The sequence below is a fragment of the Burkholderia sp. HAN2018 genome (assembly GCF_024704855.1).
GTDB lineage: Bacteria > Pseudomonadota > Gammaproteobacteria > Burkholderiales > Burkholderiaceae > Burkholderia > Burkholderia cepacia.
Genome location: NZ_QOBB01000011.1, coordinates 1 through 16,507 on the forward strand (window position 1 = coordinate 1; position 16,507 = coordinate 16,507).

Annotated in this window: 13 protein-coding genes; 3 read left to right on the forward strand and 10 right to left on the reverse strand. The window is 66.3% G+C overall.

Annotated features, from left to right (window positions below; translation table 11 throughout):
• A partial coding sequence (locus DPV74_RS04335) for a DUF4880 domain-containing protein (RefSeq protein WP_119336633.1) occupies positions 1–170 on the reverse strand: 170 nt, incomplete at its 3' end.
• Positions 171–173: 3 nt separating this feature from the next.
• Positions 174–683 (reverse strand): sigma-70 family RNA polymerase sigma factor, encoded by a 510-nt coding sequence (locus DPV74_RS04340; protein WP_119336593.1) that lies wholly within the window; start codon positions 681–683, stop codon positions 174–176.
• 473 nt (positions 684–1,156) lie between these two features.
• On the opposite strand from DPV74_RS04340, the gene DPV74_RS04345 reads away from it, so the two are divergent.
• The 3 genes from DPV74_RS04345 (at position 1,157) to DPV74_RS04355 (ending at position 3,968) form a co-directional block, all read left to right on the forward strand.
• Complete coding sequence (locus tag DPV74_RS04345; protein ID WP_119336594.1) at positions 1,157–2,317, forward strand: porin; 1,161 nt, start codon at positions 1,157–1,159, stop codon at positions 2,315–2,317.
• A complete protein-coding gene (locus DPV74_RS04350) occupies positions 2,317–2,493 on the forward strand; it encodes a hypothetical protein (protein ID WP_162922941.1) in 177 nt (58 codons plus the stop codon). Before DPV74_RS04345 ends, DPV74_RS04350 begins: the two co-directional genes overlap by 1 nt.
• 236 nt (positions 2,494–2,729) lie before the next feature.
• The gene (locus DPV74_RS04355; protein WP_119336595.1) at positions 2,730–3,968 is read left to right on the forward strand and encodes a transglycosylase SLT domain-containing protein; all 1,239 of its coding nucleotides are present in this window, start codon (positions 2,730–2,732) and stop codon (positions 3,966–3,968) included.
• 51 nt (positions 3,969–4,019) lie between these two features.
• On the opposite strand, the gene DPV74_RS04360 is transcribed toward DPV74_RS04355, so the two are convergent.
• From DPV74_RS04360 to tssI, 8 genes are all read right to left on the reverse strand, one after another.
• A complete protein-coding gene (locus tag DPV74_RS04360; protein WP_119336596.1) occupies positions 4,020–6,143 on the reverse strand; it encodes a phospholipase effector Tle1 domain-containing protein in 2,124 nt (707 codons plus the stop codon).
• A 5-nt stretch (positions 6,144–6,148) separates the two neighbouring features.
• Positions 6,149–6,628: a DUF3304 domain-containing protein gene (locus DPV74_RS04365; protein WP_034195792.1), complete on the reverse strand. Its 480-nt coding sequence runs from the start codon at positions 6,626–6,628 to the stop codon at positions 6,149–6,151.
• A complete protein-coding gene (locus DPV74_RS04370; protein ID WP_119336597.1) occupies positions 6,625–7,011 on the reverse strand; it encodes a DUF805 domain-containing protein in 387 nt (128 codons plus the stop codon). The genes DPV74_RS04365 and DPV74_RS04370 overlap by 4 nt, the downstream gene beginning before the upstream one ends.
• Entirely contained in the window at positions 7,008–7,898 is an 891-nt protein-coding gene (locus DPV74_RS04375) for a DUF4123 domain-containing protein (RefSeq protein ID WP_240439923.1), read from the reverse strand. The genes DPV74_RS04370 and DPV74_RS04375 overlap by 4 nt, the downstream gene beginning before the upstream one ends.
• A 5-nt stretch (positions 7,899–7,903) precedes the next feature.
• On the reverse strand, positions 7,904–10,720 hold the full coding sequence (locus tag DPV74_RS04380) for a type VI secretion system Vgr family protein (protein ID WP_119336599.1): 2,817 nt from the start codon (positions 10,718–10,720) through the stop codon (positions 7,904–7,906).
• A gap of 69 nt (positions 10,721–10,789) precedes the next feature.
• Entirely contained in the window at positions 10,790–11,803 is a 1,014-nt protein-coding gene (locus DPV74_RS04385) for a hypothetical protein (protein ID WP_162922942.1), read from the reverse strand.
• A gap of 4 nt (positions 11,804–11,807) precedes the next feature.
• Entirely contained in the window at positions 11,808–12,737 is a 930-nt protein-coding gene (locus DPV74_RS04390; RefSeq protein WP_124815629.1) for a hypothetical protein, read from the reverse strand.
• Positions 12,734–16,474 carry a type VI secretion system Vgr family protein gene (gene tssI, locus DPV74_RS04395; protein WP_119336602.1) on the reverse strand — a complete coding sequence of 1,247 codons (3,741 nt, stop codon included), beginning with the start codon at positions 16,472–16,474 and terminating at the stop codon, positions 12,734–12,736. The genes DPV74_RS04390 and tssI overlap by 4 nt, the downstream gene beginning before the upstream one ends.
• Positions 16,475–16,507 lie beyond the last annotated feature (33 nt).

The following is a 16,507-nucleotide window of genomic DNA, read 5'->3' on the forward strand; positions in this document are numbered from 1 at the left end:
ATCGTTTCGATATGGCGCCACGCCGCGTCGTGCGCCGGATCCTCCGCGCGCCAGCGCGCGAGCGCGGCGTCGAACGCTTCGCCGGTGCGGCCGGCCTGCCGGTCGACCCACCATTCGACCGCGCGACGCGCAACCTGCGGCGACACCGTCGGCGCTCCCGGGGCGGCCATCGGTCAGGCCGCCATCGCGAAGAAACACTGCGTGCCGGCCTTCACGAGATAACGCTTCACCGTCGCGAGCGACACGCCGAGTTCGCGCGCGATCTCGGCCTGCGTGAGCCCGTCGAGTTGCGCGAGCAGGAACGCTCGCTTCGCCGCGAGCGGCAGGCCGTCGAGCAGCCGGTCGATGTCGAGCAGCGTCTCGAGCACGACGGCCCGCTCCTCCGGCGACGGCGCATGCGCTTCGGGGCGCTGCGCGAGCGCATCGAGATACGCGCGCTCGATCTGCTCGCGCCGCCAGTGGTTACTCAGCACGCGCTGCGCGACCGTGGTCAGGAACGCGCGCGGCTCGTCGGCGCCGATCGGCTCGTCGCGTGCGAGCAGGCGCATGAAGGTGTCGTGCGCCAGATCGGCCGCGCGGTGCGCGCAACCGAGCTTCCGGCTCAACCAGCCGCGCAGCCACGCGTGGTGGCCGGTATAGAGGGCGTCGATTTCTCGATGGAGGGACAGCTGGTCAGCAGACATGGCCGGGTTCCGGGGTGCGCAGGCGTCAACGATCTTGTAAATGAGAATGATTATTATATACAAGGCCAGATCGACGACCGGCGTGCCACGCGCGCAACGACAACGCGACAGGAAGGGAGACGCCGCCGCGATGCCGTCGCCCGACGCGTCGTTAACACATTCATTACACCGCGGCCAAATCGATTCATTAAATAGTTATTTGACGGATCGATAACAATATCCGGGCCGCCTCGACGCCCCGTCAAATCGATCGAGATTATCGCGAGATATGCAAGCCGGAATGGCCAAATTGCGAAATGACAATCAATTGATACGCAATTTTCAATAATTCAAATCCCTCGATCGTCGAGACTGGAGCACATCCCTGTCTGCCTCAAGCCACAAAAGAGAATTTCGTTTTTCCGTTTTAATCGCACTCGGTAGTCTCCTGCCATTCCGGATCACGAATACAAGCCAATGCGCAAGGAGATGAAATGAAACGCACGACCCTCTCGCTGATTTCCATCGCGTCATTCGCGGCGATACCCGTCGCGCACGCGCAGTCGAGCGTCACGCTGTATGGCGTGATCGACACGTCGATCACCTACGTGAACCATGCGCAGGGCAAGGACAACGCGTGGATGCTCGGCAACAGCAGCGCGGGCAACCTGGCCGGCAGCCGCTTCGGCGTGAAAGGCACCGAGGATCTCGGCGGCGGCCTGAAGGCGCTGTTCCAGCTCGAGAACGGCTTCGACCCAAGCAACGGCCGGCAGGGCCAGGGCGGCCGCATGTTCGGCCGGCAGGCGTTCGTCGGCCTGACGAGCGACCGCTACGGCACCCTCACGTTCGGCCGCCAGTACGATCCGCTCGTCGATCTCGTGCAGGGCATCACCGCCGACAATTATCTCGGCAGCGTGTTCGCGACGCCCGGCGACGTCGACAACTACGACAACAGCTTCCGCGTCGACAACGCGGTGAAGTACACGTCGGCCGTCTATGCGGGCCTGCAGTTCTCCGCGATGTATTCGTTCGGCGGCATCGCCGGCAGCACCGGCGCCGCGCAATCGTATTCGGCCGCCGTGTCGTACAACAACGGGCCGTTCAGCGTCGCGGGCGGTTACTTCCACGCGACCAACAGCCCCGCGTCGAACGCGCTGCGCACCGGCTGGACCAGCTCGTCGGACGGCACCTTCGACGGCCCGATCAACAACGGCTATGCGAGCGCGCACTCGATCGGCATCGCGCGCATCGCGGGCCAGTACGTCGCCGGCCCGTTCACGTTCGGCCTCGGCTACAGCAACGCGCAGTACCGCCGCGATGCGAGCTCGGTATTCAACTCGAACGAGCACTACAACACCGGGCAAGGCTTCGTGAACTACCAGGCGACGAACGCGCTGCTGGTCGGCGTCGGCTACAGCTATACGCGCTCGGGCGGCGACACGTCGGCCACCTATCACCAGGTATCGGCCGGCGCGGACTACAACCTGTCGAAGCGCACCGACGTCTACCTGACCGCCGCGTACCAGCACGCAAGCGGCCGGACCGGCGACGGCAACGGCGGCTCGATGGGCGCGCAGGCGTCGATCGGTTCGTACGGCTACGCGGGCACGAGCTCGCAGACGATGGTCAACCTCGGCCTGCGTCACCGCTTCTGATGCAAAACGGCCGGCTGTCCGCCGTGCGGCCGGCCGAATCCGCATCGACCGATACGGCGGCACCGGCCGCCGGCGTGTTTCCCGATCGCCTTTTCATAGCCCATTTCATCCCGGATATCGGCTGCCTGCCGATTTTCATCCGGTTTGATTCAGCACCGATTTCCTGGAACGAATGACGCGATGCGTCAGTATTCCGGCGCCGCCATTGCCCCGGCATTCACCATGAAATCCGGCCATATTTACCGATAATGCTTCGCCGCACGCCGCGATCGGACACGATAAAAAGGCGTGTCGGCGCATGGGCAAATGCAAAGGAAAGTTTGACGCGAGCCATTTGCCCGCTCGCTATGGCACACTTCGCGTCTCGCGTAATTTCCTTGCACCGGGCGCCCGGATTCCGCCCCATCCTGCCATGCCGCGTCAGACCACCCGTTCGATCAGCCGAGAAACGCTGAAAATCGCCTCGACGATTGCGCTGTCGTGCGCGCTGCACGGTGTCGCGCGGGCCGATTGCCTCGACGACGCGGCCGCGTTCCAGCACGTGAGCGTCAGCCTGATGCGCGGCATCGCGCAGGTCGAGTCGGGCATGAACCCGAACGCCGTCAATACCAACACGAACGGCACGGTCGACATCGGGCTGATGCAGATCAACAGCACCTGGCTGCCGACGCTCGCACGCGAAGGCATCACGCGGGAGAGCCTGTTCGATGCGTGCACGAACGCGTATGTCGGCGCGTGGATCCTGTCGCAGAACATCCGCCAGCTCGGCGCCAACTGGAACGCGATCGGCGCGTACAACTCCGCGTCGCCCGACAAGCGCCTCGCGTATGCGCGCAAGGTCTATGATGCAATCCGGACCATGCCGGATTCGCCGGATACTCCCATGCCCATCCTTCCACCGTCCTTTACGCCGCCGCAACAAGCCCAGGCGTACAACCCGTTCGCGAGCCTGAGCGTGTCCGCCCCGCAGCAGGTCACGCGCCCGCGCACGATCTCGTCGGCTACGCCGCCGGCGCCCCCGCAGGGCGGCCCCGCCGGCCCGGCCGGCACGTACAACTTCGGCTGGACGGTCACCGGGGCGGACCAGGCCAAGCCGACCCAGGTGTTCGACGACGGCGCGCGGGTCTACGTGCAGTTCAGCGACATGAAGCACCTGCCGGCGATCTTCACGGAAACGTCGTCAGGCCGCGTGCTGATGTCGTGGGAGCTGCAGTTCCCGTATGCCGTCCTGACGCGTCCCGCGCAAACGTTAATCTTCCAGCTCGGGCCGTTCGAGGCGCGTGCGCAGCGTGGCGGAGCCGGGACGACGGCGCAGGCAACGGCGGCGGCGGGAACGCCGCGTTCGGGCGCGACGGCGGCAACGGCTGCCACCGCGCCGGCTGCGAAACAGCCGGCTGCGAATGCGTCGACCAGGCGGACCGCATCGTCCGATGCGCTCTGGTACATCGACACGGCGTCGACGTCGGGTTCGGCACCGACCGCGAGTACCGCCAATGCGTCGACGGCATCGCCCCCGTCGAATACGCCGGCGACGTGGCCCACCGCGGTGACGTCGAACACGCCTCCTCCGGTTGCGACGCCTCAGGCGCCGGCCACGACGAAGCCGGCCGCGCGCGTCAGCACCGACGCGCTCTGGTACATCTCGAAGTAACGCACGGGCCAGCCGCGCGTCGCCGGCCGGCGTGGGTCGGCGGCCGGCCGACTATCGAACGACCGTCGTGCCGGGCGGTGCGGATACGGTCGACACCAGCGAGTGGTACACGTCCGCGACGCGATCCAGAAAGGATTTGTCGGGCGCGGTCGCGATCTTCTGCATCGCCCGCGTATTCATGTAGTTCTTGATCGACACCAGGTGGCTCCACACGGCCTCGATATCGCTCTCGGCCATGCTGTCGTGCACGTGCTTCACGAACAGCGGATACATCGCTTCGACTTGCGGCAGGCGCTCGCCAGGATTGTTCCACAGCCAGAACAGCGCCTGCGCCTGCGGGTCGGTATTGAACATCGACGCCGGCAACTCGCCGTCGAGCTGCTTCATCGCCTGCTTCCGATCGAACCCGTATCCCGGGCGCGTGCCGTGCTGCTTCTGGTAGTCGATTTCGCGCACCAGCTTCTCGTAACGGCCGTACGCCAGCGGATTCGCCGCGCCGCCGAGCCACCCCGGCTTGCGCTGTGTCGCGGCCGTGCGATTCTCGGCCCGGTCGTACCACATGCGCAGCCACTGGATGTACACGACCATGTGGCCCTTGAGCTCGCCCTGGATGTCCTTCGGCAGGTCGGTCACGACGACCGGGCGCGGCGGCGTCCGGTCGGGCACGCGGCAACCGTCCGTCATGTCGGGCAGCGGCTTCGGATTGAGAAAATCGAGCGTCCCGGTCGACGGCCTGAGCGCCGCCGACGGATAGCCGATGCCGGCGCCCAGCGGCGACAGCGGCGGAATCTCGCGCGTCGTCGCCACGAGCTTCTTGACGGCCACCCGGTAGTCGAGCTGGAAGGCCTGGACCTCCTGCGGCGCGACGATCTGCTGATACAGCGCGCCGTCCTCGTTCGCCAGCGCGGTCAGGCTCGGCATTGGAATGCCCGCGCCGTATGCGCGGTGGTACATCATCTCGAGCGGCAGGCGCGCAAGCTTGTCGGAAATGCCGTCCTCGCCTTCGATCGCGCCGCCGCCCACGTCCACCTGCGCGCCGGGAAAGAGGCGCTCCTGCCGCCGGCCGCGCATGTCGGCCGGATCGACGCCGAGCATCGTCAACGGCTTGTACACGCGCAGTTCATGCGCGGCCGCGTAGTGCACGCATTTCTCGATGTCCGGCGACAAGATCAGATCCGACGACACCGCGTTGCTCAACGGAATGTAGCCCGTCAGCAGGTTGTCGTCGAAACGGTTCGTCACGCAGTCGAACAGGCCCATGAACTTGATCTTGACCGCCACGCCGTCGTACTTCCCGCCCTTGCAGGTTTCCTCGAGCAACCGTTTGGCAAAGGCCAGCGCGAGGCCGCCGCCCATGTCGTAACCGAAGATCGCGACATGAATCTTGTTGATCGTGCCCGCCTGCTTCGCACCCGCCACGGCCGCCTTGAAATCTTCGTCCGCCGCCTTCAGGCGCGTATCGACGCCGGTATTGAACAGCGCGGCGCCGAGCTTCGTGTCGCGCGAGAGCTGGAACGACTCGGCCAGCGCGCCGAGCGTTTCCTTGCCGACCTCCTTCAGGACCGTCTTCGGAATCCGGTACGGATACTTGACGACATCGCGCCAGAACCCTCGCCATTCGCGCTTCAGGTAACGCAACGCGCGGTTCTTTTCCGCCCCCGGCCGCGCGACCGCTCGCTCGAGCCGCTTCCGTGCGTCGCCCACGCCTTCCTTCGCCTTGTCGAACACCGTGCCGACCGTGTCGCCGACGCGGCCGCTCAGCGTGGAATTCCCCTTCCTGCCGCTCTGCTTCCACGCGTCCTCGACCGTCTTCATGCCCTTCTCCTTGGCCTTGTCGACGGTCATCTCCTTGAGCTTGTCGCCGGCCTTTTCGCCGGCGGTGTCGAGCGCCTTGTCCTTCAACACCTGCCGAAGCACGCCGGCTTCCGGGTCGAAATCGGCGCCGAGCCCCGGATAGTAGAAGCGCCGCATGTTCTTGTTCTTCTTGTCGTATGCGGCGTTGAACAGCTTCAGGATGTTGGTTCGTGGTCCTTCCTTGTCGCCGAAACCGAATCCGTCGAAATAGAAGCTGACCCACAGCATGTGCTCGCATGCGGGGCACATCTGCTCGGCTTCCGCCCTGACGCGATCCGTCTCCGCGCTTGCGGCATCCTTCTTCAGGTTGATTTCGGCCATGGCGCTCACTTCTCCTGGGTCGGCTTGAGCTCGGGTGCGTTCATGTCGTCGACCCACTGCAGCTCGGCGGTACCGTTCTTGCGGAAATACACGCGCAGATAGCGCGACGTCGGCGATTCCGGCTGCGGAATGGTCACGTCGATCGTCTTGCGCTCCGGCTGGATGCCGCGCTGAATGTCGGCCAGCGGTTGCGCGAATTCCCAGTACAGCTTCACCTTCTGCCCCGGCGTCACCTTGCAGCCACACGCAAAGCCGCCGCCGCCGCCGAATGCCTCGCCGTCCTCGCGCGCCGCCGGATTGCCGAAGCACCCGGACTTGTGCTCGTTGTCGAGCCAGAATTCGTGCAGCTTGCGGCCGTACTCGTTGTATCCGGTGACGCACACGTTATGCGGCTCCGCCGACACGTCGACGCCGTGCTTGCCGCATGCGGCGAGCACACCGAGCCCGACCAGCGCCAAAACGTGCATCCCTGCCCTGAATTTCATCGATACCCTCGCAAACTTGCGTCGTTGTTGCCTTCACCGCGCGACGGCGGATCGAACCGGTTATGTACGTCGTCGCCACGGACGAACCCGTTCATCGCGATCGCGACGAACGCGCCGACGACGGGAATTGCATGGACGAGCGTCCACCACCCGGACTTGCCGATGTCGTGCCAGCGCCGCACCGACACCGCGACCAGCAGCCAGATCATCACGATCGCGAATGCCCATCCGGCAAGGTCGACGATCGTCTGCGCACGCCGCGCGGCGGGCAGATCGGCGAGCGCGTCGAACACCGAACCGGCGACCAGCAACGGCACCGTCACGCTCCACCATTGCATGCGCCCGGCCCGGCCGCGCAACGAAAACAGCGCGGGCACGTTCATCGCTGCGCCTCCTGTTCCGTCGCGGCATTCGCTGCCTCGCCGTGCTCGAGCAGGCGATCCAGCAATGCGTCGCACAACGCGTCGTGATCGTGCCGATGCGCGGCGATGCACTCGGCTACACTCGCATCGTCGAGCCGCACGTGGCCGACCATCGCGAGCGTCGCGCCGATCCGGTAGGCGAGCCTGTCGTCGTTCAGCCCCTGTGCATCCAGCACGCGGAACAGCGCGAGCATGCGCGCGTATGTGTCGAACGGATCCGCGTCGGCCGGGATCCGGCCGTTGCGCCGCAATTCGGCCAGCACGGCGTCCGGCCGACTGCCGCGGCGCAACGCGTCGAGCTCGCGGGCGTCCACGCGCGCGTAGAAGATCCGCTCGTGCCGGCGCGGATGCCGCACCGTACCGACGGTTCCATCGCGACACACCCAGGTCCACGACACGCACGGCGACAACAGCGCCTGATAGCGCGCCCCGGACAGTGCGCCTGCCAGCGTCTGGAACACCGCCGCATCGTAGAACCGCAGGAGGCCGTCGCGATCGTCGGGCAACGTCACGCGCGTCCGGATACCAAGTTTCGGCGCGAGTTCGTCGAGCGGATAGACGCTGACCAGCGACAGAAACGCGAACGGCCGCCGCGCGAGCTGTCGTTCGAGCAACGCCGACACGTGCGGCGCACGATAGTCGCACACCAGCGCGCAGACTTCCGGGTTGCTCGCTTCCGGCTGACCCGCGAGCAGGTTGTGAACCTGCCCTTGCGCGATCAGCTCGCGCCACGGCGCCGCGTTGATCGGCAGTTGCGAAGCATCGGCCAGCAGATAGCGATGGGTATCCGGAAACGCCGCGTGCTCCGCGGCGGCCGTCGTTTCCCAGGTCTGAAGCAGCGTTGTCATCGCCGTCACCCGCGCGTGGCGATCGCTTCGTGGCGATGCGCGAGATCCCGCATGCATTCGACGCACGCAGGTTTGTTCATCGACGGCAGCTGCACGTTCGCGGAACGCGGCCCGGTCAGCGTGTGCTGGGCCGCATGAAACGTCGCCTTGCCGGGCGCGCCGATCACGATGTCGTTGCCTTCCATCTTCAGGAACGCGTTGGCGGCCGTCAGCAGCAGCCGCTTCGGCGACTGCAGCGCGACACTCGCCTGCGCGCTCGACACCGTCACTGCGCGCTGCGCATTGGCGTCGAGCGTCCCGGCGTTCTGCGCCTGCACGGTGACCGCGCCCGTCGCCGCGTGCAGCGCGATGCCGACGGCCGGCACCGGGCGGCTGCCGCCCGAGGTGCCGTGCGTGTACAGCGCGATGCCTTCCTTCGCGACGATGCTCGACCTGCCGTGGACCGTGACCTGCACGTCGCGTCCTGCGCTCAGCACGGTTTGCGTGCCCGACGTCCACACGTGGCTTCGCGCGGTCATCGCGACGACGCCGGCCGCGCCGTGCGCGACGAGATGCGGATGCTGCCACGCAACCGCACCGCCGCCGCCGGCACCGCCCGCGCCGTTGCCTTCGCGCGTCGCGCCGATCGACACCTGGCTCTGCTGCAGCCCCTCGATCGCCGCGAGCGGCGACGCGGCGCTCGCGCCGGCACTCGCGACACCGGGCTGCGCCGTGCTCACACCCGGCTCCGCACCCTGCTTGCGCGCGAAATCCGCGAGCCCCTGCAGCATCTCGCGTTGCTGCGCGAGCACCTGGCTCGCCGCGCTCGCGTCCATCTGGTTCACGCCCGGCGCCGTGCTGATCAGCAGGCCGGCACCGGCGCGCAGCGCACCGGCCGCCTGCGTCGACAGTTCGGCGCCGTAGCCGCGATCGGCCAGACGGCGGTTGTCCTGCACCTGCTTGACGTGGCCGAGCGTCAGGCCGCTGTCGTGATCGGTCGTGTAAAGGCGCGCACTCGACTGGCCCGCCGTATCGTCGAGCATGAATTGCCGCGAGCCGCCCGCACCGGTCTGGCTCGCGCTCATGTCCTGCGTCTTGAAGCCGGTCAGCACGGCCGCATGGTCGTTGCCGGCAAACCAGGCCGCCGCATTGGCCGTGCTGCCGCTCGGGCCGCCCGCGAGCGCATTGTGCTGCGCGTCGGCGTTGCCCCGCCCGTTGTACAGCGCGGCGACCGCAACCGGCCGGTCCGGCTGGCCTTCCAGCCACTCGGTCCAGACTTCCTGGCCGACGCGCGGTACGCTCACGCCGCCCCAGTTGTCGCCGCCGACCGGTGTCACCATGCGCGTCCAGGTGCCGGCGCCACGATCGGCCGGCGCATTCGCCGCGCGCGGATGCGCTTCGCGACTCGCGGAATTCTGCCCACGCTGCGCGTGATGCTGGATCCGGATCCGGTGGTCGCGTTCGGTGTGAACCGGATCGCCCGCGCCGACCACGACGGTTGTCTGTGCGCCCGGCATCACCGCGACCGGATGCACGCGCGCACCGTGCCCGTTCGACGCCAGCGGCCGATAGGCCTGGTCGAACGGCAACGCGGCGAAGCGGTTCCGGTACACCTCGTTGCCGTCCACGAGCGCGCTGCCAGCGTGCGCCGTGGCGTCGGTTGCCGCACGCAGCGCCTGCGCGCCGCCGTATCCGGCGGACTCGCCGGGCGTGGCGTCGGGCATCGGCGGAATCTCGCCCAGTCGCTGCGCGATCGCACCGTGCACGTCGGCGCCCACGTTCGCGCGCGCGTCGTGCTCGACGCGCAGGCACACGAACGTGCGCGATGCATCGAGCGACGGATGCTGCGACATCGCGAAGTGCAGCCCCGGCCGCAGATCGCGACGCGTGCCGCTGCCTTCGGCCTGCAGCGCCGCCACGCGCTGCGCGTCGAGTTGCTGCTGCGCGCGCTGTTCGCCGATCGCGGTGGTCTGGAACGCGTACGGGCCGGCGACGTCGCGATCCTCGCCCGGCACGACCGCGCCGTCCGCGCGCACGCCGGACGGACGGGTCGACAGGCTTCGATGATCCCAGCTGGCGCGCGCGACGCTGCCGATGCGCCAGCGGCGCGCGTGCAGGAAGTGCCGGATGCCGCCGCGCGGATCGCCGTCGCTCGTCTGGTGGAAACCGACGACCTCGGGTTCGGCCGGGGCGAAACGCTGGTTCGTATCGGCGAGGACGAGCGTGTGCGTGCCGAGGTTCGTCGACTGCGCGTCGCCCTCGTGTTCGAACCAGTAGAAGATGCCCTCTTCCGCCCACAGACGCTCGAGAAACGCGAAGTCCGATTCGCCGGCCTGTGCGGTCAGGCTGCGGCTCGCATATCGCGCGGGATCGGCGAGCGACCAGCGCCATGCCGGCGCGACCGCACCACGCGCGTAGTGCGAGAAAACCTGTTCGCTGATCTCGATCACGCTCGCGTTCACGAAGTTGTAGCTGTCGACGCGCTGCTGCAGCAGCGCGAGCCACGGTTCGACGACGAGTCGCACGCGCGCGAGCCCGCCGTTGTAGCCGACGAGTTCCGCGGCCATCACATGGCCGTGGAACGGGCGCCGTGCGTCCTGCCCGTCGGCGGCCTGCCATTCGATCAGGATCGGCGCACCGATCAGCTTGTCGAGCGGCACGTCGGGACGCTCGGTCAGCGCAGTGACCTGGAACCGGAAGCCGCCGCGATCGAGCGACTCCCATCCGTGCAGGCTCTCGGCGACGAGTTTGTCCGCGCCGAGCGGCGTGGTCAGCCACAGAAACCGGTCGTGCTGCGACCAGCCGCGGAAGAACGCCTGGATGAGGTCAGATTGGGTCGGCATGATGGGTTGGTTCGGGGTTCGCGGGGGGTGACGCGTACAGTTCGGGAAGTCGGAGCACCGGTGTACTCGTTACCGGTCGGATAATTCAACGGCGGGTAACGCGTCCATCCGTATCAATGCGTTGCCTTCCATTTCAGCAGGCGTCCGGATGTTGATATTCGCGATGCCGGTCATCCGGAAGACGCCCCCGTCGATCTGTTGCGCAGAGGACCCCGGATCGAACGTCAGCGCTTCATAAGGCACAACGAACTCGACCATCACCGGTTGCCCGGGTTTGACGGAAATCGCAGACGCATAGGGGCGGGAGGCGTCACTCAGGTACTTCGCAACCAGCCCGACCTCGAAGCCGACGCGGGCGGCGCTGAGTGCACCGATCCGGACGTATTGCACATTCGGAGGTACGCGTTTCGATGACCATTGATCGGGACCGTCGATGACGACCTCCTGCCTGCCGTCATTCCTGAACACGACGTCCACCACCAGATTCCCCGACGCAGCGTGCACGGTGAACGCCGGATGCAGATTGATTTCGGGTGTGCCGTGATCCAGCAGATCCTGCGCAAGATCGTAGAGGAACGCCAGCTTGTCGGCGATCCCGTCGCTGGAGCGATACTGAAGATCGCCTCGATACCGCGTTCCCTTCAGCTCGAACGAATACGCCAGAACCGATCCGATATTCCGGCCCGGGACCGAAGCGATCTTGCCACCGGCCAGCATCCGCTTCACCTGATCGAATTCCCGTCGGTAACGATCGTTCAGTTCTGCCGTGTATTTACCGATACCCGTGTAATTCGCCGGCGGTAGGATGTCCAGCTCGCGTCCACGCGAAAAATAGGCGACGCGATTGCCATCGAGCCTGAAGGTCAACGGCGGCGAAGGGTCGATCTGCCCCGGGCTACTGTGCATTTCGAAGTAGTCTCGGCGCGCTTGCGCCGATGTGGCCGACGTCACGCCGAATAGAAGCATCGCCGCCAGAAAACACAGCAAACGTCGCCTGATTCCACCGGCCCGAATTCCCGCTCGACGAGCACCTTCGACTCCTCTGACCGTCAGTGTCGCGCGCGGCGCGCGTTCAGTCTGCACCGCGTCACTCCCGCGTCAAGCCGACTGACTGAACCGGATCCGTCCACGTGAAGAACCTGCCGGACATCTCGCCTGGTTGGTCGACATTGCCCTGCATGCGACCCACAAAATCGTAGGTGCCGGTTTCCATGCGCTGAATGGACGAATCGCTGTCGAACGACACCGCATCGTAGGGAACCGCGAACCCGAGACGGATCACGTCACCCGGCTTGACGGCGATTTCGCTGGCGTAGCGACGCGACGCGTCGATCAGATACTTGCTGCCAAGGCGCACCTTGAAGTCGGCACCGGCGCTGTTGTTTCCCTGGACTTCTACATATCGCCGGCTCGGGATCGCAAGATTGTCCGTCCAGGTATCCGGACCATTTATGACGACCTCGTGCCGGCCCGCGTTCGTGAATTCGAGTTCGACCAGCAAGTGGTTCGCGCCGGAGCGAATCGACAATGCCGGACGCAGATTGATCTCCGGCTTTCCCTGCCTCAGCAGTTCCTTCGCGAGCGAATACAACGCGACGATCTTCTCCTGTACCGGCTGTTCCGCCTGGTAGTTGAACGCGCCCTCGTAGTGATGTCCATCCATGTCGAACGAATAAGACAGAACCGGTCCCGCGTTGACCGCGTCCCGGACCGCCGCGTCCCGTTTGCTCAGCACGAGCCGGATTTCCGCGAGTTGCCGGGCATAGGTGTCGCTCGATTCGACCGTATATTTCCCGATGCCCAGATAACGGCCCTGCGAACTGTGATCGAGCTCCCTGCCGCGCGAATAGTAGGAAAGCGTCTTGCCGTCATCCGTGATCACCATGTTGGGCGCGGGATTGGTCTGCCCGGACCCGCTGCGGATTTCGAAATAGCCACGCTCGTTTTTCGCAGACGCCATGTCCGTCACTCCAAGAATCAATGTCATCGCCACCAGGGTCCGTGCAAAACGCATCATTTCAGGACTTCCCACTCGATGTTGGTCTTTTGCTGGAACCAGTCGCGGAATCCGTACATGTAGTACTTCGGTATCTCCGGCTTCGCGAGAAACATCCCCTGGCCCATCAGGTTCGTGTCCGTCGTACGCTGCCAGTTGTCCTCGAGTTGCGGCATCGTGACGTCGACCAGCTTCTGCTGGTTGATGTAGGCGCCGTAGACCGAGCCCCCATCCTCGAAATACTCGTCCGGCCACCCATAGTGGTGCCCCGCCTCGTGAATGATGGCGTTTTGCGTGGGGGAACGCTTCGCCTTCTTCTTCACATGATCCCACTCGACCTGCACTTCGCCCCAGCTCTCCGAATTCGCCCGCGACTCCTGCGGAAACAGGCTGATGGTGCGGTGAAAGCGCCCGGTGGTCGTGATGAACTCGATCTCCTGCTTCAGCTTCACCTTGCAGGTACAGTTCTTTCCGAGCGGGCATGCCTTCGGCTGCATGTAGTAATGGTTACGGTTCAGCCCGTTTTCGATCCGCTGCTTGAAGCCGGCGAGATCGGCCGAACCCTCGGGTCGCTCGACCTTCTGCCAGACGACCGCGTCATCCATCGGCCCATCACTGTCGAACGGAATCGAAACCGGTTTACCGGTTTTCCGGTCCACCAGCAGTCTGCCATTCGTGTACTCATGCTGGTCCATCAGCACGACCCGAAGACGAACCGTGGCCGTCAGCGTGGCCGTGGCCGGTGTGTATTCGATATCGTACATGCCGCTCGACGAGGAATAACGCAGCAGGTGCGGCTGGTCGTTTTCGAGTACGGGCCGACCTGCGTCGTCGGTTTCATAGTAATCAACCGCCCCCATGCTCGGCCGATATTCGAGCTGCTTGAGCGGCGGAACATGAAGATTGCATGGGGCGATGGATCCGGTGGGGCCGCTCTTGGGCAGTCCCTCGAGTTCGTCCGACACCGGCACGGGAGCCGAATGTCCGAGTTGCGGCTCTCGCGGTAACGTGGCGCCGGCAGCGCCAGGACCAACCGGCGCGGCCGGCTGAGCAGGCTGTGTCGGCGTCGGGATCGGCTGGCTCGAGGCACGCGCGAACGCCTGAGCCGCCACGCCCGCCCCGGATACCCCTGCACCGGCCACCGGACTCGCCGCGCCCGTCACCGCCACACCCGCCGCACTCCCCCCCGCCGCCACCGCCCCTCTCCCCGCCGGACTCGCCGCCAGCGCCTGTACGAGGAAGTCACAAGGATCGCCCTGCGGCAACACCGGCAGCGCCGGAAGCTTCACGCTCGCAGCGCGCGGCCCCGGGAACGGATGCCCGCCCGACTTCACCGCGAACTGCCCCGGTGTCTCGACGATGATGTCGCCGCCCTTCAGCGTGATCCGGTTCGGCCCCTGCTGCAGCACGATCGCATCCTGCGCGAGCACGTCGACGCGCTCGTCGGTCGACGTCACGCGCACGGTCTGGTCCGCGAGAATCTCCATCGTCGACGCGTGCGCCTCGACGCTCACCGGCCCTTCGCCCGCGATCGCCTTGAGCCCGCCCGCCACGCTGTACAGGCTTACTGCATCGCCCGTCGCCGCGGCCACGGTCGCACCGGCGCCCACGTGCGCATCACCTTGTGACGTCACATGAACATGCTGTGCCGCATACGACACCGCGCTGTCCGGCGTCGTCACCACGATGTTCTCCGGCGACTCCATCAGCACCGCGGGTGTCGCGAATCGCTCGACGGGATCGCCGCCGTCGCGCTGCGTGCCGCTCGGCTTGGTCGCGCTCTGGCCGCCCACGCTCCCCGCATACTTGCCGTCCTGCGCGGGATCGATCGCCTTCAGGAAATCCGTCAGCGCCGCGTTCGCGCTCAGGCCGACTGCCAGCGCGCCGGTGGCCGCCCGGTCGAGTTCCTGCGCGGTTTTCTCGGCGTCCTTCAACTGCTCCACGCGTTCGGCGACGTCCAGCTGCGTCGACGCACCGAACTGACGCGCGGTACTCGATACCAGCAAGCCCGCGCCGGCCCTCACGACGCCCCAGCCCTGCGTCGCCAGTTCGAAGCCTTCACCGCGATAGGCGCCGCGCATCGTGCCCTGCTGGTCGATCAGATAGCCCTGCGCGAGGCGCGTGCCGGCGGTCGAATTGTTCAGTTCGTGGCGCAATTGCCCGGCCGCATCGTCCATCACCCAGCGGCTGCCCGGTTGCCCGTCGAGCGTTTGCGTCTGCAGGCCCGTCAGCGATCCTGAATGATTCGCGTCGCTGCCTTCGCCGGCCGAGAACGGCGGTCGCACCCGGCCGCCGTACACCTGGCCGAGGATGACAGGCGCATCGATGTTGCCGGACTCGAAGCCGACCACCACCTCCGCCCCCACACGCGGCGCGAACGCATGACCGAAATTCGGCCCGGCGGCCTGTTCGGCGACGCGGACCAGGATGCCCGACCGATGGTCGCCCGGCGCATGGCCGGCCGGATTGGAGCGGCTCGCCGTATCGGTCAGCCCGCCAGGCAGCGGCGCGACCCCGCGCATCCACGGAAACTGGATGCGGACCTGATGATCGCGCGTGCTGCTGACGCGGCCGCCCGGCTCGCCGACCACGATCGCGGTCTGCACGCCGTGCACCGTCGGCCGGTCGCGATGCGGCGGCACGATCGGCGTGCCTTCCGGCACTGCGACGAAGCGGTTGCGATACAGGCCCTTCTCGAGCTCGCCGCGTCCGAACAGCTGCCCGATCTGCGCGCCGAGATTGTTGACGGCCTCATGCTCGATCGACAGCGGCACGAACCGCACGGTGCCGCTCAGATAATCGTTCAGCGTATGCACCCTGCCGACCTCGAGCGTGCGCGACGATCCGCCGCCACGGTAAACCCGTTTGGCGAGCTGCAGCGCGTCGAGACGCTGCTCGGCGTAACGTTGCACGTCGCCGCTCGTGTCGAAGCGGCCGGCACGCTGGCCGTCGTAGACCTCCCGCACCGGCAGCAGCGGCGCGTCGGCGTCGGCCGGCTGCTGCGCCTGGCCGGCCAGCGCAACGAGTTCGCTGGCTTTCCAGCTCGTCGCCACCACGCGATCCGGCACCAGCTGACGTCGATCGGAGAATTGCGTCATCACGCCGTCCGGATCGCCGACGTCCTGCGCATTGAATGCGATCGCACTGCCGTCGGGCAGCCGCGCGTGGCGGTCGAACACGACAACCGTATGATCGCCCGACGGTGCGCTCCCCGCGTCCTGCCCGTGCTCGATGCGAAACGACAACCCGGCTTCCGACAACTGCCGCAACACGAAATCGAGATCGGTTTCCCGATACTGGCCGCGCAGGCGGAACGCACGCAGCGGCTCGATTCGCTCGTAGCGCCGATGCGCTTCCGGGTAATCGCCGAACACCTGCTCGCAGATGCCCTCGACGTCAAGATCGACGAAATACAGGCAATTGCGGCGCAGCTGCAGCAGCGCGAGCCACGATTCCATCGTGAGCCGGTAGCGCGTGAACTCGCCGTCGCTCTCCGCATACGCGGCATGCGTGACGTAGCCGTTCCAGCAGCGCTCGCCCGCCGCCGTCGCAAGGCGCAGCCGCACGGCGCTGCCGATCAGCGGCGCCAGATCGAGAAACGGCTCGCTCGACAGCACGTCGATCTCGAACCGGAACGATTCGCTGATCCCTTCACGACCGTGAAAGCGCTCGACCACGAATGCCCCCGGCATCGCGGTATCGATCTGGATATGGCGGGTCGCTTGCCCGTACCCCGTTAATGCGGCAACAAGATCCATGTCGTTTCTCGGCAATCGCGCGCGAATGCGTTT